At 40.0% G+C, this 20917-nt stretch carries 19 protein-coding genes and 1 pseudogene; 6 read left to right on the top strand and 14 right to left on the bottom strand.

The annotated features are described in order from the left end of the window. Complete coding sequence (locus CYG50_RS19755) at positions 1 to 858, top strand: universal stress protein (protein ID WP_052219461.1); 858 nt, start codon at positions 1 to 3, stop codon at positions 856 to 858. Positions 859 to 929: 71 nt separating this feature from the next. Here the strand turns inward: CYG50_RS19755 and CYG50_RS19760 are convergent, their stop codons facing one another. Beyond that, complete coding sequence (locus CYG50_RS19760) at positions 930 to 2924, bottom strand: BCCT family transporter (protein ID WP_042849111.1); 1995 nt, start codon at positions 2922 to 2924, stop codon at positions 930 to 932. 183 nt (positions 2925 to 3107) lie between these two features. Next, complete coding sequence (locus tag CYG50_RS19765; RefSeq protein WP_172412315.1) at positions 3108 to 3737, bottom strand: recombinase family protein; 630 nt, start codon at positions 3735 to 3737, stop codon at positions 3108 to 3110. A gap of 176 nt (positions 3738 to 3913) precedes the next feature. Here CYG50_RS19765 and CYG50_RS19770 point away from each other — a divergent pair, with 176 nt between their 5' ends. Together CYG50_RS19770 and CYG50_RS19775 are read left to right on the top strand one after the other, a co-directional pair. After that, positions 3914 to 6940 (top strand): Tn3 family transposase, encoded by a 3027-nt coding sequence (locus tag CYG50_RS19770; RefSeq protein ID WP_042849110.1) that lies wholly within the window; start codon positions 3914 to 3916, stop codon positions 6938 to 6940. Between the two features lie 98 nt (positions 6941 to 7038). Then, positions 7039 to 7257: pseudogene (locus CYG50_RS19775) on the top strand (LysR substrate-binding domain-containing protein); the annotation flags it as partial. 44 nt (positions 7258 to 7301) lie between these two features. Here the strand turns inward: CYG50_RS19775 and CYG50_RS19780 are convergent. Continuing rightward, entirely contained in the window at positions 7302 to 8177 is an 876-nt protein-coding gene (locus tag CYG50_RS19780; protein WP_102140130.1) for a pirin family protein, read from the bottom strand. A gap of 265 nt (positions 8178 to 8442) precedes the next feature. Between CYG50_RS19780 and CYG50_RS19785 the strand changes: the two genes are divergently transcribed. The 3 genes from CYG50_RS19785 (at position 8443) to CYG50_RS19795 (ending at position 11030) form a co-directional block, all read left to right on the top strand. Beyond that, complete coding sequence (locus CYG50_RS19785; RefSeq protein ID WP_102140131.1) at positions 8443 to 9120, top strand: hydrolase; 678 nt, start codon at positions 8443 to 8445, stop codon at positions 9118 to 9120. 100 nt (positions 9121 to 9220) lie between these two features. Further along, positions 9221 to 9787, top strand: coding sequence for a YceI family protein (locus tag CYG50_RS19790; protein WP_102140132.1), 567 nt, complete (start codon positions 9221 to 9223; stop codon positions 9785 to 9787). A gap of 37 nt (positions 9788 to 9824) precedes the next feature. Continuing rightward, positions 9825 to 11030: a lactate oxidase gene (locus tag CYG50_RS19795; protein ID WP_102140133.1), complete on the top strand. Its 1206-nt coding sequence runs from the start codon at positions 9825 to 9827 to the stop codon at positions 11028 to 11030. Between the two features lie 73 nt (positions 11031 to 11103). On the opposite strand, the gene CYG50_RS19800 is transcribed toward CYG50_RS19795, so the two are convergent. The 11 genes from CYG50_RS19800 to CYG50_RS23565 form a co-directional block, all read right to left on the bottom strand. After that, positions 11104 to 11841 (bottom strand): 3-oxoacyl-ACP reductase family protein, encoded by a 738-nt coding sequence (locus tag CYG50_RS19800; protein WP_102140134.1) that lies wholly within the window; start codon positions 11839 to 11841, stop codon positions 11104 to 11106. A gap of 166 nt (positions 11842 to 12007) precedes the next feature. After that, on the bottom strand, positions 12008 to 13051 hold the full coding sequence (gene trpS / locus CYG50_RS19805) for a tryptophan--tRNA ligase (protein ID WP_102140135.1): 1044 nt from the start codon (positions 13049 to 13051) through the stop codon (positions 12008 to 12010). Between the two features lie 16 nt (positions 13052 to 13067). After that, the gene (locus CYG50_RS19810; protein ID WP_102140136.1) at positions 13068 to 13760 is read right to left on the bottom strand and encodes a phosphoglycolate phosphatase; all 693 of its coding nucleotides are present in this window, start codon (positions 13758 to 13760) and stop codon (positions 13068 to 13070) included. Next, positions 13757 to 14431, bottom strand: a complete 675-nt coding sequence (gene rpe / locus CYG50_RS19815; protein ID WP_102140137.1) for a ribulose-phosphate 3-epimerase — start codon at positions 14429 to 14431, stop codon at positions 13757 to 13759. Before rpe ends, CYG50_RS19810 begins: the two co-directional genes overlap by 4 nt. Before the next feature lie 15 nt (positions 14432 to 14446). Then, positions 14447 to 15349, bottom strand: coding sequence for an adenine-specific DNA-methyltransferase (gene dam, locus CYG50_RS19820; protein ID WP_102140138.1), 903 nt, complete (start codon positions 15347 to 15349; stop codon positions 14447 to 14449). Positions 15350 to 15431: 82 nt separating this feature from the next. Continuing rightward, a complete protein-coding gene (locus tag CYG50_RS19825; protein WP_102140139.1) occupies positions 15432 to 16340 on the bottom strand; it encodes an SPOR domain-containing protein in 909 nt (302 codons plus the stop codon). 264 nt (positions 16341 to 16604) lie between these two features. Further along, positions 16605 to 17693 carry a 3-dehydroquinate synthase gene (aroB, locus tag CYG50_RS19830; protein WP_102140140.1) on the bottom strand — a complete coding sequence of 363 codons (1089 nt, stop codon included), beginning with the start codon at positions 17691 to 17693 and terminating at the stop codon, positions 16605 to 16607. Positions 17694 to 17741: 48 nt separating this feature from the next. Then, the gene (aroK, locus tag CYG50_RS19835; RefSeq protein ID WP_004906592.1) at positions 17742 to 18263 is read right to left on the bottom strand and encodes a shikimate kinase AroK; all 522 of its coding nucleotides are present in this window, start codon (positions 18261 to 18263) and stop codon (positions 17742 to 17744) included. Positions 18264 to 18770: 507 nt separating this feature from the next. Beyond that, the gene (locus CYG50_RS19840; RefSeq protein WP_232368214.1) at positions 18771 to 19835 is read right to left on the bottom strand and encodes a secretin GspD/PilQ domain-containing protein; all 1065 of its coding nucleotides are present in this window, start codon (positions 19833 to 19835) and stop codon (positions 18771 to 18773) included. Continuing rightward, on the bottom strand, positions 19828 to 20376 hold the full coding sequence (locus CYG50_RS19845) for a hypothetical protein (RefSeq protein ID WP_102140142.1): 549 nt from the start codon (positions 20374 to 20376) through the stop codon (positions 19828 to 19830). Before CYG50_RS19845 ends, CYG50_RS19840 begins: the two co-directional genes overlap by 8 nt. Then, a complete protein-coding gene (locus CYG50_RS23565; protein ID WP_102140143.1) occupies positions 20369 to 20914 on the bottom strand; it encodes a PilN domain-containing protein in 546 nt (181 codons plus the stop codon). Before CYG50_RS23565 ends, CYG50_RS19845 begins: the two co-directional genes overlap by 8 nt. Between the last annotated feature and the right edge of the window lie 3 nt (positions 20915 to 20917).

A 20917-nucleotide genomic window follows, 5' to 3' on the forward strand; every position in this document is an offset into this window, starting at 1 on the left:
ATGACAGCAGATATCATTCAAAAAACTTGCGTAATTGGGTGTATTGACCGTTCGCCCTCGGCGATTGCCGTTTGTCACGCAAGTACTTGGATAGCTCAAACACTCAAACTTCCGCTGACACTGTTACACATGAATGAAAAAATCTCGACATCAGCACACCATGATTTAAGTGGGGTCATTGGATTTGATACCCGAGAAACTTTATTGAATGAACTCGTGGATATTGAGGAAAAGCGGGCGCGTTTAACCCGTGAGGAAGGCCGACAATTATTGATGAGTGCAAAAGAAATCACTCAAGATTTAGGTCTTCTTGATGTTAATACACTTCAGCGGCAAGGAGCTTTAGCCGAAGTGCTAAATCAAGATGATACGCATATTGTTGTACTCGGTCGTCGAGGCGAGCAATCTGAATTAACGGGGCATATTGGCCGTCAACTCGAAGGCATTATTCGTCTTCAAAAAAACTCAGTGCTTATCTGTAAGCAAAATTTTACCCCACCAAAAAAGATGATGATTGCGTTTGATGGAAGTGAGGAAGGTGAACGCGTCATTCATCGGTTAACACAAGTGAAATTATTAGCCGGTAGTGATTGCTATCTGGTAATGCACGGTAACCAAGACAGTCAACTCAAAAAAGCACAAAACCGACTTCATCAAGCCGACATTAAGGTGAAAGCCAATTTACTTGAGGGTGCCGATAGCATCGTTGATGAATTGTGTAACTTTGCAGTACAACACCATATTGATTTGATCATCATGGGGGCTTTTGGTCATTCGCGAGTGAAGCAATTTTTTACCGGAAGTCATACGACAGAGATGATACATAAAACGCCCGTGTCATTACTCATCATTCGTTAGTTTTTTCGTCTATTGTCATTATTACCAAGAGAGGTGACTCACTTTCGTCACCTCTCTATCATAATAAGTGGCTACGATTTATCCACAATATGAATAAAGTGAATGTGTTTTTCATATTGATCGAGGATATCATGAATAATCTGCGCTTCACTCCATCCCATAATATCGTAGTCCTGCCCACCTTCCTTTAAATAGACTTCAGCGCGGTAATATTTCTGAGGTTCATTATTTTCATCATCATCCATCCCCACTAATGCAAAAGACGGCGTCAGGTAGTCCCGTAATCGTATTTCATAGAGAAAATTGAGACTCTCACCAAATTGCACTTCCAGAGTCACCCTATCGTCCTTATTATGGATAGCGGCCTCTGTGCTCTGCTTTTCCAACTCAGTGATGACAGATTGCATAGCGGGCTCAATCACTTCTGTCATGAAACGTTTAACCTGATTACGTTTAGGGAAGAAGGCTATTTTACGTAATCGACGCTCCCATGATAACCCCCCACGTCCTGTATTCGGTGCTAAAGTGGCAAGCTGTTGACTGTCTTTTTTGTAAACATCAATACGTAAGGCTTTTAGCAATCCGACGATAGCAGTCAATAAAATAATCGCAAAGGGTAGCGCGGTAGCAATTGTCATGGTTTGTAATGCCGTTAATCCTCCGGCCAGTAAAAGTGTGATTGCAACGGCCCCCATCAAAAAGGCCCAAAAAATACGTTGCCATACTGGCGTGTGAATTTCACCACCGGAGGCTAACGTATCGACAACCATCGCACCGGAATCCGCGGATGTCACAAAAAAAACAATGACCATCAGCATCGCGACAAAAGAAAGGGCAGATGAAAACGGAAAGTAATTTAAAAATTCAAATAAAGCGAGAGCAACGTCTTTTTGAACCACTTGCGCCAACATTTCTGCCCCATTATCGCGGATCAGATGGATGGCACTATTGCCAAAAAAAGTCATCCAAAGTAGCGTAAACCCGGCAGGGACAAACAGAACGCCAGTGACAAACTCGCGAATGGTACGCCCTCGAGAAATTCTGGCGATAAACATCCCGACAAAAGGCGACCATGAAAGCCACCATCCCCAATACAATAATGTCCATCCCCCCAACCATTCACTGGATTGCGGTTCATAAGCATAAAGATTGAAGGTTTTATTGATAATATCTGAAAGATAAGCGCCTGTATTTTGGACAAAAGATTTGAGTAACAATACGGTCGGGCCTAAAATCCCAATCAATAGCAGTAACAATCCGGCTAAACTGAGATTGATCTCAGAGAGAATTCGTATCCCTTTATCTAAACCACTGACCACCGATAACGTGGCTAATCCCGTGATCACCACAATCAAAATCACTTGCATCGTTGGACTAACGGGAAAACCAAAGAGGTGTGCTAATCCTGCATTCACTTGCAAAACACCAAAGCCTAATGATGTCGCCACCCCGAAAACGGTGCCGACAACAGCAAAAATATCGACAGCATGACCAATAGGTCCATAAATCCGTTCACCAATGATCGGGTAAAGTGCTGAACGTAAGGTGAGCGGTAAGCCATGTCGATAACTAAAAAAAGCGAGAATTAAGGCGACAATCGCATAAATCGCCCAAGCATGTAGTCCCCAATGGAAAAACGTAATTTCCATCGCTTCTCTTGCAGCTTGAACTGTCTGTGGGTCTCCAATGGGAGGAGCAAGATAATGCATCACGGGTTCTGCGACCCCAAAAAACATAAGCCCAATTCCCATTCCAGCAGAAAACAACATAGCAAACCAGGAAAGATAACTGAATTGGGGCTGGGAATGGTCAGGACCCAATTTAATTTCACCAAATCGAGAGAGGCCTAAATAGGCGACAGTCAATAAAATTAAGGCAACAGCCAGAATATAAAACCAGCTGGCATTCTCAAAAAGTTGTGCCTGTAGAGCTTTGAGCAAAATTTCAGAACGTTGAGGAAAAATAGCGGCTATTGCAACGACACATATAATAATAAAAGCGGAAACAAAGAAAACGGGCGGATTTATCTTCCCCCACGTTTGAGACTTTTGTGGTGATAATGACATTCAATCTCCCTTTTAATGCGTGCTCATGATTGTCATGAAGCTCGGTTTATTGTGATAAATATAAGTTATTTAATTAAAAAGTATCCAATCACTTGTTTATACTTAAATATCTCTCTCATGTCATTCCACGCGGTATGACTCATTGTTGAGTAACATAAACTTGATAAACGAATAGAGGGACATTTATTGCGCTATTTTCATCGATTTTGATACTTTCGAAATAGTATGCCGCGAACAACCTATCAGGTTTTCTATTTGGCTATAGCTTTTTTTCTCCATCAGAAGGCCTTCAATTTTTTGGTGTAATATTTTGTTGATCGGACGGCCTTTATACTTCCCTTCTTGTTTGGCTTTTTGCACTCCTTGCGCTTGACGACGCCGTCTATCTTCGTAATCCTTTCTTGCAACCGCTGCCAGCATGTCTAACATCATACTGTTAAGGGCAGCAAGCATTCGTTCTGTAAATTCATCGGTGCGACTCATAAACTGGTAACTGGTTGGGAGGTCTAAAGAAACGACCTTTAACCCTTTGTGTCCAATGAGATATTTTAATTTTTCCCAGTCATCGGCATTCAAGCGGCTAATTCTATCTACCTGTTCAACTAAAATAATATCACCGGGCATGGCCACATTGAGTAAGCGAAAGAGTTCAGGTCTGTGAAGCTGAGCGCCTGACTCATTTTCTTCAAACCAGCAGGCAATTTGTAGCCCCATTCCTTCAGCAAATTTCAACAGTTCATTTTTTGCTCTTGACGCATCCTGTTCATGCGTAGAAGCACGTAGATATCCATAAATTCGTATATTTGTCTTCATCGGTGCACTATACATTGGTGTTGTTATAGTAGTGCATTATACATCTATTTTTTATACTTATTACACTAGAGTTTACCTAGTGTAGTTAAGGTAGACTTAAATTGCACTTTTATATCGATTACGCGCGCGTCCATTATATGATGTTGTTTATTTTTAGAGGATAGAACATAACCACAATGAAAGAGATTAAATCAGGCCGTATTCAAATTTTGACAGAACAGGAGATTCATGAGCTCTATTCTCGTCCAATATTTAATCAAATTGAGCGTGAAGAATATTTTTCATTAGATCCGAGTATAAAAAAAATCCTCACTAAAATGGGAAAAATTGAAACGAAAATATATTTAATTCTTCTGATTGGTTATTTTCGCGCGAAGCCTGTTGTCGCTCAATTTAAACTACGAGAGGTTAAACAAGATGTCGACTATATTTATGCGACACATTTTCCAAATAGAAAGCCGAAATACCCCTTTATTGCTAAAAGTACTCGAGCAACATTGATCGCTAAAATGCATGAAATACTGGGTTTTTCGCGGTTATTAAGACAAGATAAACAAGCCTTGATAGAGCGTTTGGGTGATGTCGCAACAATCTGTACATACCCCAAATATATTTTTGATGAATGCCTCGCTTTTTTAGGTCAAAACAGAATTGGATTAGTGGGTTATTCCACTTTGCAAAATATGATCACCACGGTTTTAGCTAATGAGAGGCATCGTACCGAGTTGATCCTTTCAAATAGCGTGCCACCAATAATACATAAAAAATTAAAGAAGATACTGCATACAAAAGGGGTTTTAAATAGTCTATCTGGCCAACAAGGCGCAGCTAAAGATTTTACACCGACAGAGCTCGCAAGTGAAATTGAAACGCATAATGCCATAAAAAGTGTTTATCCCGACGTAAAACGTCTTGTTGGTGAATTGGGATTATCATTAGGTAATTTAAGCTATTATGCATCGATTATTCAACATCAATCGATTTATAAAATTCGTCGATTTCCCGAATGGCAAGGCATGTTATATCTGGTTTGTTATCTATTTTTTCGCTACCAAGAAACTAATGATAAATTGGTAACAGCTTTTTTATATGTGACGAGAAAGCAAAGGGAAGCTGCGAGTGCTTTAGCTAAGTTACGCATTGCAGAAGAACTGGAAATTATTCGTGAAAAGTTAATGCATGCGGGTAATATTTTACACCTCTTTGTTGATGAAAACGTCAGTGACAATACGCAATTTGGTGATATTCGCCAAAATGCATTTGCAATGATGTCTAAAGATGAAATTCAGTTAATAAGTCAACATCTTAATAAGAATAGTTTTGATAAAACCCATTATGAGTGGCTATACATTGATACACAATACAGAAAAATTGCGAATACAATGAGGTCACTCTTTCTCGCGATTGATATCGAGTGCGAACCAGGATTACAACTACTATCTTCCCAATTATTAACAGCAAAATCAGAACTTCAAAAAGATAAGCACATTTCTACCGTCGATCAGCGGTTACTGTTAAAAAACGATAAACCTTTTATCCTGATAGATGAACAGGTTAATACTCAACGATTTGAATACTATTTATACCAAAAAGTGGCTCGGATGATTGAGAGTAACAATATTTACATCAATGAAAGCGCCAGCAACAAGCGTTTAGACGATGATCTGATTTCAGCCACCGAGTGGAAAAAAAGCCATGTCATCATTCAAAAAACAGGATTAACTCGGCTCAATACACCGATACAACAAACGCTTTCGGAATTAACGCAAAAACTGAGAGACCAAATGGAGCGAATTGGTCGCAATATCCATGATGGAGCCAATGATTTCGTGACACTTCAACCGCGTTCAAATCAGTTAACATGGAAACTGGCGAATAAACGCTGGAAAGATGACATTGATAATCCCATATATAACCAGCTCCAACATATGGGGATCATTGAAATTATGGACTATGTTCATCAAAAAACGGGTTACTTAGATGCATTTAAAAATATCGCATCAAAAAAGAAAAACACTAAGGCCAAAGAGGGCGATTTACTCGCTTGCATATTTGGAAATGGCTCAAACTATGGTGTTCATCATATGTCATCAATATCAGATAGAGCCATCGGTGTGCTTAGAGCCGTCAATGATGGTTATATTAGGCCTGAAACAACGAGTGAAGCTAATGATATGATAGCTGATGCTTTAGCAAAACTCCCCATTTTCAAATATTATACGATTAACGAAAGTGCCCCATTTGGTAGTATTGATGGCCAAAAACATGGTTGCCGAATCAATACATTTAAAGCCCGTTTTTCTGCTAAATATTTCCGAAAAGGGAAAGGCGTATCAGCACTCACATTAGTTTCAAATCATGTACCAATAAATACGAAAGTGATTTCAGCCAATGAATATGAGGCTCACCACGCATTCGATTTACTCTATAATAATACCAGCCATATTCAGCCCAAAACATTAGCAACAGACACGCATGGCGTTAACAATGTAAACTTTGCTATCCTTGATCTCTTTGGGTATCAGTTTGCCCCGCGATATGCAAAATTTAAACACGTTTTTAATGAATTGTTTGAGATCGAGTATGATGAAATCCTTTCCCTGAAACTTAAAAAATCGCTCAACTTATCACTCATTCAAGAAGAGTGGGAAAATATTCAATGGATAATTTGTTCATTAAGCCGTAAAACGACGACACAAAGCACGGTGATTACTAAGCTTTCTAACAGTAAGAAAAACAATCGCACCTTAGCGGCTCTTCGTGAATATGACCGAATAATTAAGTGTTTATACGTTCTCGATTATGTTGATGACAAAATGCTCAGGCAGTTTGTCCAACAAGCACTTAATCGGGGTGAGGCTTACCATCAATTACGGCGTGCAATTGCGTCAATTAATGGTAATCAATTCAGAGGTGGCGATGATTACCAGATAGAACAATGGAATGATTGTGCTCGTATCATTGCTAACTGCATTATTTATTATAATTCTGCATTATTATCCAGTTTGATTGAAAAATTTGCGCGTGAAAATAATCAAGAAGCGGTGAATATGATAGCTGAGTTATCACCTGTCGCATGGCAGCATATACAGCTGGCCGGTAATTACACCTTTGGCCTTAAAAAAGATAATATTGTACTGGAAAGATTACTGGAGAATTTAGATCCTCTTATTTCAGAAGAGTCGTTAAGCTTAGCGGCATAGTCTATTAATATTATTAAACTATATATCGGCTGTAGTCCTTGATATCAAAGGGCTACAAGCAAACTTTGGACTTTTCGATGAAATGGGCACACAACCCCTTATACCATGCGGCACTGAAAGGTGTCGGGATAGCAAGGCTGCCTTATGGTGTGGTAGAAAAAGACATTGGGTCAGGGAGTCTGGTAGAGGTATTACCGAAATGGCAGTTTCCTGAAGATATCATTCATGCTGTATATCCATCACGCAAAGGGTTGTTGCCATCAATTCAATTACTCTTGAATTATTTGGCCGATAATATTTCACCGTCGGTGAAATAAATTTCCCCGATAGCGCATTAGGCTATCAGGGAAATATTCGTCATTTATTGTGTTTCAGGAATGCGCCCAAATTTCCCACTGTTGAAATCATTTATGGCTTCATTGATTTCTTGAACAGTATTCATCACAAAAGGGCCGTAGCCAACAACTGGCTCGTCAATGGGATCGCCACTGAGCAGCAGTACTAATGCGTCTTCCGTAGCTTCCAACAGAATATTACTGTCTGTATCGTCGAGGATCATCAACTCGCCTTCGTTTAAAGCGGAACGACCATCAACAAACATTGAGCCGCGTAACATGACTAAACCAACATGGCGCCCCGCTTTGGTTGGGATACCCACAGTTTTACCTTTGTTCAGCTGTAAATCCCATACATCTAATGGGCTAAAAGTTTTTGCTGCACCTCTATTGCCTAAATAGTCACCAGCGATCACTCGCAATGTACCTGCATCATTGGGCAATGCAACTTTTGGCATGCTTTGGCTTTCTAACAACTGGTAGCCGGGGGCTGCTGATTTGTCTTTTGCTGGCAAATTGACCCACAGTTGCACCATATCAAGTGTGCCACCTTTTTTCATGAAGGTATCAGACTGATACTCTTGATGCAAAATACCGGACGCCGCAGTCATCCACTGAACATCACCAGGGCCTATCACACCGCCTTCACCCGTAGAGTCATGGTGAGCCACTTCGCCATCATACACAATCGTGACTGTTTCAAACCCACGGTGTGGGTGCTCACCAACGCCTCTGTTTGCTGAATTTGAGCTTGGGAAATCAAAAGGCCCCGCTCTGTCGAGTAAAATAAACGGATTAAGGTATTTCCCATGATCGTTATAGCTAAACATTGAACGGACAGGGAAGCCGTCTCCTACCCAATGGCTGCGAGGAGATTGATAGATACCAATAATTTTTTTCATGGTTTTGCTCCTAAATTGTTTTGATGACTGAATAATAAAGGAGCTAATAATGAGGGGGTAGTGGCAAAAATAGGTTTCATTGTTGCAGTAATAGAACAATAGAATAAGCACTGATAATTCTATTTATAGAACAGTGTTTATCAAAAACTGGACTACTCAGCCTTAAATCGATGAATTAATCTAAATAACACAAAAACGGAGCGGCTATCGTTCTATTTTTAAATCAAATATAGGTTTCATATTTTATCGATTGAGAGGTTTCATCATGAGTAGTCCAGCTAATTTTAATGGTCAACGTCCTGCTATTAACCCAGAAGATGCGGTGATGTTATTAATCGATCATCAGAGTGGTTTATTTCAAACTGTAGGTGATATGCCAATGACGGAATTGCGTGCTCGCGCCGCTGTTCTGGCTAAAATGGCATCTCTTGCAAAAATTCCCGTAATAACAACGGCTTCTGTACCTCAAGGCCCAAACGGTCCGTTGATCCCAGAAATTCATCAAAATGCACCACATGCACAATATATTGCACGCCGCGGTGAAATTAATGCATGGGATAACCCAGAGTTTGTGGCGGCCGTGAAAGCAACAGGTAAAAAACAACTGATTATTGCTGGAACTATTACCAGTGTTTGTATGGCGTTCCCTGCGATTAGTGCGGTGATGGATGGCTACCAAGTATTTGTGGTGATTGATGCATCAGGGACTTACAGCAAAATGGCGCAAGAAATTACCTTGGCTCGAGTTGTTCAAGCGGGTGTGGTGCCGATGGATACTGCTGCGGTTGCTTCAGAATTACAAGGGACTTGGAACCGTGAAGATGCAGCTGAATGGGCAATGGCTTACACGCAAATCTTCCCTGCCTATCAATTATTAATTGAAAGCTACAGCAAAGCACAAGAAGTTCTGAAAAATAATGAGCAATTAGATTCAGAGCGTTAATTAAAGAAATACTCACGATATTTAACTCACGAAATGAAATAAGGCTGCCTTTATTACGAATAAGGGCAGTTTATTTGCACTTAAAGTTTAAGGAACGTACATGAAAAAGCTAGCTTTACCTTTATTGGCATCTTTATTTGTTTTTGGAACCGCTCAGGCGGCTGACTATAAATTAGACCCAACGCATACGAAAGCGGTGTTCTATATTGACCATTTTAATACTTCAACCAATAGCGGTGGATTTCATAATATTACGGGCGATATGACTTATTCTCTGGAAAAACAAACAGGTAGCGTGAATGTTATCATCCCTGCGGAAACATTAAATACAGGTTTACCTGCATTCGACAATCATATCAAAAGTGCAGATATGTTAGATGTTGCCAAGTACCCAACGATTGAATTTAAGTCGTCTAAATGGAATTTCGTTGATAACAAGCCTGTTTCTATTGACGGTGTACTGACAATGAAAGGCGAATCACACCCTATTCAATTAAAAACAACAAAGTTTGGTTGTTACTTCAGCCCAATTTTTAAAGCGGATGTTTGTGGTGGTGATTTTGAAGCAACTATTGATCGTACACAGTGGGGTATCGATTTCTTAGTGAAAGATGGTATGACTCAGAATGTCACTATCAAGATCCAGGCAGAAGCCATTAAACAATAATTTGTGGTAATAAGTACAAGAAAGTAAAGGATTAATCATGTTGAATTTCAAAAAAAATACCGTTGTGACATCAACACTATTAGCTGTTGCTTTAACATTAGGGACGGCTCAAGCTGCTGAATATAAAGCGAGCGATAAAGAAGGCCCAATTAAAATTGTCAATTTGGATGAGCTAGAAAGCCAAGTGGCAAAAAATATGGAAAAAGGCGCTTTTGGCTACATCCGTGGTGGTGCTGAAGATGAGCTGAATTTAAATAAAAATACGCAGCATTTTGATAAAAAATACATTATGCCACGTGTGATGCAAGGTATTGAAATTTCAGATATTGATTTATCAACTGATTTTTTAGGTATTAAACTTAAAACACCGATTATTCAGGCGCCGATGGCGGCTCAAGGTCTCGCTCATAAAGAGGGTGAAATAGCGACTGCAAAAGGTATGGCTAAAGCAGGTTCTATTTTTTCTCTCAGTACTTATGGCAATAAAACTATTGAAGAAGTTGCGGAAGTTTCGGGAAATAACCCATTCTTTTTTCAGCTGTATATGAGTAAAAACGAGGCTTTCAATGAATTTACGTTGAAACGGGCTAAAGAAAGTGGTGCTAAAGCGATCATTTTGACGGTGGACTCACCTGTTGGTGGATATCGTGAAGATGATATTCGTAATAATTTTCAGTTTCCGTTAGGTTTTGCCAATTTAGAACTATTTGCTCAGCAAAATAGCGATGGCTCGAAAACAGGTAAAGGTGCTGGGATCAGTGAAATTTATGCGCAAGCGAAGCAAGCATTTACGCCAGCAGATATTCAATATGTGAAAAAATTGTCAGGTTTACCGGTTATTGTCAAAGGTATTCAATCACCTGAAGATGCTGATGTTGTGATAAAAGCTGGCGCGGATGCTATTTGGGTGTCTAATCATGGTGGTCGTCAATTAGACAGTGGTCCTGCATCTTTTGATGTGTTGCCGTCAATTGCAAAAGTAGTGAATAAACGTGTTCCTATTGTTTTTGACAGTGGTGTACGCCGTGGTTCACATGTATTTAAAGCTTTAGCGAGTGGTGCTGATGTTGTGGCTGTAGGCCGTCCTATTCTTTATGGATTAAATTTAGGTGGTGCAGAAGGGGTTAATTCTGTCATTCAGCAATTAAATAAAGAATTATCTATCAATATGATGTTAGGTGGTGCGAAAAATATTGAAGGTGTAAAAGCAACTCAGTTATATACCGACAAAGATTTTCAATAATTAAAGTTAAACTCATTGGTTAATGAAAAACGGGAAAAATATCCCGTTTTTTTGTTATAAGCAAAAGCGAAGACTAAGCTGTGAATCCACCATCAATATTTAAATTTGCTCCCGTGATATAAGCAGCAGCAGGGCTAGCTAAGTACAATACAAAATCAGCAATTTCATCAGCACTAGCGTAGCGTTTTAAGGCCATTATTTGTTTCAGACTCTCTGCAAACTCGCCTTGTTCTGGATTCATATCTGTATTTACGGGGCCTGGCTGAACGTTATTGACCGTTATCCCTCTTGAAGCCACATCTCTAGCCATGCCTTTTGTTAAGCCAATGATGGCTGATTTACTCATCGCGTAGGCAGACCCGCCTTCAAATGGCACTCGCTCTGAGTTGACACTGCCAATGTGAATTATTCGTCCATTATCATTCATAACCGCTAATGCGGATTGGCTGGCAATAAATAAGCTGCGTACATTTAGGGAATAGGAACGATCAAATGACTCTAGAGAGAGGGTTTCTACTGAACCAAATTCAAGAATACCAATACTGTTAATTAAAATATCAATAGATCCAAACTTATCAAATGACTGTTTGATTGCTGCTGTAATTTCATACTCATTAGCACTATTGGCTTTGATAGCCATGACTTTACCGGGAAATTGCGCTGTTTCAGTGATCAATAATTTTGCATTTTCATCTGATGAGGCATAGGTGAAAGTAACATTGGCCCCGTCTCTGGCGAGTTTTTTCACAATAGCCGCACCAATACCACGTGAGCCGCCTTGAACAATAGCATGTTTGTTTTTGAATAACATAGGGTGCCCTTATTATTAATTAAATAATTTAAAATCAATAGATAAGGTATTTAATAGATAAAGATGGGGGGACTCCAGATAGAAAAATAGAAGGAGTTTGTGAAAAAAATTGATTATGTATTAATGGAAGCGCTCACCCATTGATGAGTAAGCGCTTTTTATTTGGCTAGCGTTGTGGGCGTTTAACAAAACCAATTGCTTCGTAAACTTTATCTAGGGTTTCTTGTGCACGTGCAGCTGCTTTCGTTGCGCCTTCATCCATAATTTGGTTGAGCAACGCTTCATCATTACGGAATTCATGGTAACGAGTTTGCAGTGTGGTCAACATACCGGAAACGGCTTCAGCCACAGCGCCTTTAAGATGACCGTACATTTGCCCTTCAAATTCTGTTTCAAGTTCTGCAATTTTTTTGCCAGTCACGCCTGACATAATGTCTAATAAATTAGAAACACCCGGCTTATTTTCTAAATCATAACGAATACGCGGTGGCTCTTCGGAGTCAGTCATTGCGCGTTTGATTTTTTTCACGACAGATTTCGGGTCTTCTAATAAGGCGATAACGTTGTTACGGTTATCATCGGACTTAGACATTTTCTTGGTTGGATCTTGTAATGCCATAACACGAGCGCCACCACCAGTTGGAATGAATGGATCGGGTACTGTGAAAATATCACCATAAATGGCATTGAAGCGTTGAGCAATATCTCGGCTCAATTCAAGATGCTGTTTCTGGTCAATACCAACAGGTACTTGATTTGTTTGATAAATTAAAATATCCGCAGCCATTAATACTGGGTAGTCAAATAGGCCGGCATTGATATTTTCTGCATGGCGCGCTGATTTATCTTTAAATTGAGTCATACGGCTCAATTCACCGAAATAGGTGTAGCAGTTAAGCGCCCAGCTCAATTGGGCATGTTGCGGCACATGTGACTGTACAAAAATGGTACTTTTTTTCGGGTCAATGCCACAGGCTAAATAAAGCGCGAGTGTATCGAGAGTTCTTTTACGCAGTTCGATAGGGTCTTGGCGAACGGTAATTGCGTGCTGGTCAACGATACAGTAAATGCAATCGTAGTCATCTTGCATTTGTACCCACTGACGTAATGCACCCATATAGTTACCGATGGTTAATTCACCGGAAGGCTGTGCGCCGCTGAATACGATTGGTTTTTGGGGGTGCTTTAAATTTTCAGTGGGAGTGCTCATTTAGTTATGTCCTTGCTTATTTTATTTCAGATAACCCAATTGCAGGTAATAAATCAGAAAAATGTGTTAATACACAGTTCGGTTCACTCAGTGCAATAGATTCACCATAGTTATAACCGTAGGTCAGACCGACACACGGGCATTCAGCGTTTTTCGCTGCAATAATATCATTACGAGAATCGCCGACAAAAAGCAATTCTTCTTTACGTAAACCGAATGTTCCCATCGTTAAGTAGAGGGGAGCGGGATGTGGTTTCAAAGCTTTGACGTCATCGCTACCCAAGACAAGAGAAAAGTAGTGTTCAATACCTAATTTCTTCAAGAGCGGTGCAATAAATGGTGTGGCCTTATTGGTCACAATGCCCATTGGGAGGCCATAATTTGCTAGTTGCTCTAAGGTTTCTTTCACTTCAGGGAATAGTTCGCTGCCAGTTGTGACAGAAATGGCATAGAATTTATCGAAGCTAGCTCGCGCAGCTTTTTGTAACTCAGGTGTTATTTGGGTACCAGCCCAAGAAAGTGCACGTTCAACTAAAACATCCACGCCATTACCAACCCAAATAGAGACACGCTCTTTACCTGCGGGTGAAAAGCCAAGTTCTTTTAGCATGTTGTCGATGGCTTCAGCTAAGCCATCTGCGCTGTCTACAAGAGTGCCGTCTAAATCGAAAGCTATTGCTTTGATATTCTCTAATACCATGTCAGTCATTGAGATACCTTTTGTAATTCGCTACGCATTGCATCAATGACGGTTTTATAGTCTGGTTGATCGAAGATTGCGGAACCTGCAACAAAAGTATCGGCACCTGCTGCTGCAATTTCGGCAATATTATTAACTTTAACCCCGCCATCGACTTCCAAACGGATATCATAGCCACTTTCATCAATGAGTTTACGGACTTGGCGCAATTTATTGAGAGTTTGTGGGATAAAGGATTGGCCACCAAAGCCTGGATTGACGGACATTAGCAGGATCATGTCAACTTTATCCATGACATAATCAAGGTAGCTTAGTGGAGTTGCTGGATTAAATACTAGCCCTGCAGTACAGCCATTTTCGCGAATTAATTGTAATGAGCGATCAACATGTTCACTGGCCTCTGGGTGGAAACTGATATGAGTTGCCCCTGCTTTAGCGAAGTCTGGGATGATCCTATCGACCGGTTTGACCATTAAATGAACATCGATGGGGGCGGTAATTCCATAGTCTCGCAGCGCTTTACAGATAGGCGCCCCAAACGTCAAGTTGGGCACATAATGGTTATCCATAACGTCAAAATGCACGATATCGGCACCAGCAGCCAGAACTTTGGCAGTATCTTCGCCTAAACGGGCAAAGTCAGCAGATAAAATAGATGGGGCAATGAGAAAGTTTTTCATAATTGTCTCCGATTATTAATCGTTATCTGAGAGCCATTCAGCACTAGGTACAGGGCGCTGCATTTTTTTCTTATCCGTTTGTCTAGGAGAAAGGCTATTAGGTATACCCGGATATAATGCCAGTAACTCATTAACTTTTGTCCGGTTTAATATATTTCTACTAATGGTGCGACGTACTTTTACAATATGTAACTGAGCTTGATAATACCACTCTCTTGTCATCGGGGTATCATGATTTGAGATCAAGACAGGGATTTTGCTTTCTGTTGATAATTTTTGTGCCAAAATAGCTAAGTTTTGTTGCTCAAGCGAATTAAAGGAATTCGTGTGGTACGCCGTAAAATTAGCTGTATCTGATAAAGGTGCGTAAGGAGGGTCACAGTAGACAACAGCCCCCTCTTTTGCATTGAGCAATGTTTCACCATAATGCTGAGTTATAAATGTCGCATTTTGTGATTTTTCAGCAAACCACAGTAATTCTTCTTTCGGGAAATAGGGTTTTTTATAGCGGCCGAAGGGAACGTTAAATTCACCACGAGAATTATAGCGGCATAACCCATTATAGCAGTGGCGGTTTAAGTATAAAAAAAGGACACTGCGTTTCTCAGTATCGGTCGATTGGTTAAAGGCTTCACGCATTAAATAATATTGTTCGGAAGTATTATATTCAGGTGTGAAGATTTGCTGGGCTTCTTCAATGAAAGCATCAGTATTATCTTTAACTGTATTATAGAGGTTGATGAGGTCACTGTTAATATCTGCCAGTATGTAGGAATCGTAACTGGTGTTTAAAAACACTGACCCCGCACCAACAAATGGTTCAATTAAGCAATCACCTTGTGGAAGGTGTTTTTTGATTTCTTCCACAAGGGGGTATTTACCCCCAGCCCATTTTAAAAAAGCGCGTTTTTTTTTCATGCCGTCTTATTATTACAATCGTTTAGAGTAACTGCATTTATACTCTGTCAGGACAACATAATGCGCCCGGGGAAAAACGTTGTTATTTTTGATCCTGTTTGACTTGTTTCATATTTCTAACCCACGGTTTTTTCGCTTGCACTGCAGCAGGTAAGGTTCCTATTGCATTTTTGGCATCGGTCACTGAACTATAATTCCCGTGAATAAGAACATACCAGGTTTGCCCATTACGTATCGTTTTATAAACTTTGTAATTGGCCAGCTTGTTTTCTTTTGCAAAAGCTTCCAGTGTATCAGAACGGCTTGCGCTGCTAAGCTGTAATGTGTAGCTACCTGCTGGCGCAGACATGATATTACTACCTTGGCTACTCGCCGTTGATGTGGATTTCGCTGGCTGTTTAGTCTGCACAGGATGTTTTTGCTCAACGGGTTTTACAGGTGTTTTTTCTGGCGCCACTGGTTTGACGGCAGGTTGTTGTTCGACAGGTTTAACCGGTGGTGGCGTTAACGGTGCCGTATTTTGTGGCTGGTTAGTGCCTGGTACCGAAACTTGGCCTTGATTTAAGGCATCAACCACATCGCCAGGTATTTCGATTCGCTCTCCCAGACCATTTGGTTGAGTTTGAGGCTCTCCTTGGGTTGGCGTTGGCGTAATTTGTGAACCTGTAATTTCTTGTGGTTGTCCTGATAGCGTTTGACCTTGTGAGTTTGTCAACGATGAGGAGCCCGATAAGTCGATATTTTGTGAATTATTTGCACCCGTTGTTTGTTGCTTTTCATGCTCTGTAGGGGCTTTTAACGCTGAGCTGATAGCAATAATGAGCAGCAATAAAACTAAGACACCCACGCCGATCATGATATGTTGGCGTGAGAGTGCAATTTTAGGTTTTGCAGCAGATGATTGGCGTGAACGCCCTGTCGGTCTATCTGATGTATCTGGCCTAAGGTCATTTTGACCTTGAGGCTGGTTATCTGGTTTAAATTCGTCCATTTTCCTCTCCCGAATAAAATTTGCCTATAGTAGAGATAAAATGTCTCTTATCAGTACAACCTCTTAACGACCAAGCAGGACATTGCTGCTTATTTTTAAAGCATATATCCTTTCGTAATACCACGCTAGCCAAAGTGGTATTGATAATATGCTTTTCAGAGTTTCGTCTATAGGTGTAGGCATACCGTATAATTTAACGACTTTAGCGAACATCTACCAGTAACATTTTAAAACGTCAGTAAAATATTCGGTTTTTTCTTCGTTTTATGGCATACAGGATGATATTGCCGCAATGACAGTTTGCGTATCAACATCTGAACGCATTTCCGAATAGCCGATTGTGGTAGGTAAAATTAAATGCAGTTTTCCACCCATCACTTTTTTATCCCGCATCATATGTGGAAGATAATCATCGGGCTTCATTTGTGAAGGGCCTTTGACGGGAAGTGATGCACGCTTTAAAAGTGTGACTACCCGCTGAGTTTGTTCAGGAGTAAATTGACCAAGCAATTCAGCTGTTTTTGCTGCCATGACCATACCAGCGGCTACAGCTTCACCATGTAACCAGACGCCATAACCCATATGCGCCTCGATAGCGTGGCCAAAAGTATGACCTAAGTTTAATAGTGCACGTAACCCACTAGTTTCTTTTTCATCCGCAGCGACGACTTGTGCTTTTAGTTCACAACAACGGCGAATACAGTAGGCCATCGCTTGGTCATCAAGAGAGAGGAGAGCATCAATATTCTCTTCTAGCCAGCTAAAAAACTCACTATCGAGGATAATGCCGTATTTAATGACTTCGGCTAAGCCGGAGGCGAGTTCTCTTGGTGGAAGTGTTTTCAAGCAGTTGAGATCAACCACAACAGAAGCCGGTTGATAAAATGCACCGATCATATTTTTCCCTAATGGATGATTGACGGCGGTTTTACCACCGACAGAAGAATCCACTTGAGATAATAAGGTTGTAGGGACTTGAATAAAACGCACGCCACGCTGATAGCTTGCTGCAGCAAAGCCTGTAAGGTCGCCAATGACGCCCCCACCAAGAGCGATGAGGGTGGTGTCACGGTTATGGTGTTTTTCAAGTAATGCGGTAAATACATCATTCATAATGAATAATGATTTGTATTGTTCACCATCGGGTAAAATGATGGTATCAACTTTTACGCCTGAAGATTCAAGGGCATTCTTTATCTTATCGAGATAAATAGGTGCAAGAGTTTCATTTGTCACAACCATTGCTCGTTGACCCGCAGTTAATGGCCAAAACGCCCCCGTTTGTTGATATAAGCCGGGTGCAATATTGATTGGATAACTACGTTCGCCTAGAGTGACGGTGACTTTTTCCATCTTGCTTTACCACCTTGAGTTCATTTTTGAAAATAACACCATGAATAATTAGTTTTTTTCTAATAGTTCAATGATTTGGCTGGCAACAACTTTTGCGCTTTGCTCATCAGTATGAATAGTAATATCAGCAATTTCTTCATACATAGGATTACGTTCGTCAGCCAGTTTCTCAAGTACCTCACGTGCGGGTTCGTCAACTTGTAGCAGTGGACGTTTTTTGTCACGTTGTGTACGAGATAGTTGCTTCTCAATAGTGGTCTCAAGATAAACAACGACACCGCGAGCGGATAAGCGGTTACGGGTCTCTTTGGACTTAACAGAGCCACCGCCCGTTGCTAATACAATGCCTTGTTTCTCTGTAAGCTCATTGATGATTTTTTCTTCGCGATCGCGAAAGCCTTCTTCGCCTTCAAGGTCGAATACCCAGCCTACATCCGCGCCAGTGCGTTTTTCTATCTCGTGATCAGAGTCGAAAAACTCCATATTAAGCTGTTGAGCCAACTGACGGCCAATAGTACTTTTGCCAGCACCCATTGGTCCAACCAGAAAGATATTGCGTTTCTCTGCCATGTTTTTTGGTATTACTACGATTATTCGTTAATGATTACCCGCCCCGCCAATCAGATTAGCGGCGGGACCTAAACTGAAACCTCATAAGTGATGATGTGAGATCAGATAAGAAAATTATCTCAATACATCAACCTGAATTGCAACTATATAAATATGGCACTAAGCATGCAAAGTGCCATATTTCAAATTACAGGTTTCGATATTTGAGCCGTCTATGTTGTCTAATGCCTTGTTTATCATGGTTTTTAACAGTTTTTGGCTATTAGTATTAGCTAGCTATTTCTGTTAAGTGTAGAGCAACATTAATTGTGGCTGTTTTATAAGCGACTGACAGCTTGTTCTTTAATCTACGGATAGTTAGAACACTCAATGGATAACCTTGTATGCTAAAACGACGCCAGCGTCAAATTTATCCGGCAGGTTTATGGCATAAAAAATATTTTTTTTTGTCATCTTTGACTTATTGCGTATTCAACTAGTTGAAGTATATGTGTTATTTTTCCCATATTAAATATTGATAAGTTTTGGTGTTATAAAAACAATAAGGACACGCTTATCTGTATGCTCTGCCGTATTTGTAAATAATGCCCCTAAGAAAGGGATATGGGATAAAAAAGGTAACCCCATCTCTGTTTTTTCTTGTTTTTGCTGAAAAATCCCCCCAAGAATAAGGGTTTCGTTATTTTTGATGGTGACGGTTGTGGCGATTTCTTGCTTATTGATGGCCAAGTGATGATGTTGACTGCTCGTGAGTGCCGTATCAGGCGAGTTATGGCTAATTTTAAGGATTAACTCAATTTTTTCATCACGTGCAATGGAAGGTGTGACATCCATCCCCAGTACAGCGTCTTTAAATTGTACGTGAGTTTTCTTTTCACTACTGGTGACGTAGGGGATCTCTGTACCTTGCTGAATACTTGCGGCTTGTTGATGTGAAGCAACTAAGCGAGGACTTGCAATAATAGAAAGCAGATTTTCTTTTTCTAATGCTTTTAGTTTCATTTCAAGTAAACCATCACTAAGGCTAAGAACGTTGAAGGAAAATTGCCCTGATGTTGAAGAGTAACGGTTGTAGCGATTTAAATGATTAGTGGTCAGATTTCCCCCTGTCATCATTCCCCACTCTAAACCCAATTCTTGTAATGCAGTTCGGCTGCTACTAATGATATGTGCGGTGATTTGCACTTGTTTATTCGGCTTATCTTTATGTTTTATCCACTCATCAATCAGTGCTAACCGCTCTGGACTATCTTTAATAATGAGACTGTTTGTCGTGATATCGTGATGGATAGATGCATTTTTTGATAATAACGAAGTACCTGAATGCTCTAATAGATGACGAACTTCTTCGACATTGATTGAGACTAATTTAAATATTTTTTCGGTTAGTGATGTTTTATTTGGCGTTATCGGTGCGACTACTGTCTCTGAGTTGAGGTGATTTTCTGTTGTAAAAGGTGGCGTTAGTGGTGCAAAGGGATCTCGAATCTCTTCGGCAGAGACTAAAAATGAAAATAGAAAGAAGAGCCCCACAACAATCACTTTGGGAATGTTAATTAGTGAACTATTCATTATGGTTATCATCCTTGATAGCGAGAGAGTTGTTGAATAATGAAAATGAGATGGTGGTAACGATAATCCCTTGTTTTAAATATATTTTTATATCATGGAAATGCCATTTTTGTGTTTGAGGAAGGGTAAGAAGCTGTTCTATAACGTGATAAATAGGAATGAAAGTGCCCTGAAGTTCCATGAAATAGGTATTGATATCAGTTGGTTGTAACTGGTTAAGTGTGACAGATGAATGTGAGAGTAAGATATTTAACTGCGTAAGGGATTCAAGAGGCGCTTCTTGAATATTAACGGATTGTTTTAACAATTGAGCTTGTTTTTCAAGCTGTTGTAATGAAGGTGAGCGGTGGATGATTTTTGTTTCTTTTGCGATGGCTTCAATTAAATTCAGGTTTTCAGTATCTAATTCCATGATTTTATTTTGATTTTCCTTCCAGTGTAAAAAATACCCCATTGAGATACAAAGCGCAATTAAGAACCAAACAGGTAGAGTTTGTTGCCAAAATGGACGATACCAAAAAGAATGTGTTGATTCACTCATCGAGACCCCCTTGATATTTGGCTGTTAGATGTAAACGGTTTAACTGATTCACTCGGCTGATTTTTTTCAATTGAATGTCACTCAAACCAGGATGATTTTTAAGTTGTAGGCCGAGCGAGTTGATATCTTGAAAGTCATAGCTGTTAGCTTTGATTTCTATTTTGTTATTCATTAACTGTAGATTTGTTAGCCAGCTTCTGGGGGGAGTTATAGTTGAAAGATTTTGTAAAAGACCAAGTAAAAATTGGTTATTTACCATAATGTTATCTATCTTTCTTTTTTGGTTCATTAAACGATTAATTTGTGTTTGTTGATCTGTGATTTGCAATGTTAATTGTTGTATCTGCTCGTATTGCAGTTGGTTATTATGCTTTCTATTTTTTAGGTCTTCTATCTCAATGTGTTGAAAAATAAATAAAAATACACATGCTGTAATCACCGAGCAGCAAATCACAGAACAAAAAAGTAAAAACGCTCGGATCTTCTTTTTTATTTGCCGTTGGCGCCAAGGGAGAAAATTAACTTGGTATAGTTCCATCAG

This window comes from Providencia huaxiensis (assembly GCF_002843235.3).
GTDB lineage: Bacteria > Pseudomonadota > Gammaproteobacteria > Enterobacterales > Enterobacteriaceae > Providencia > Providencia huaxiensis.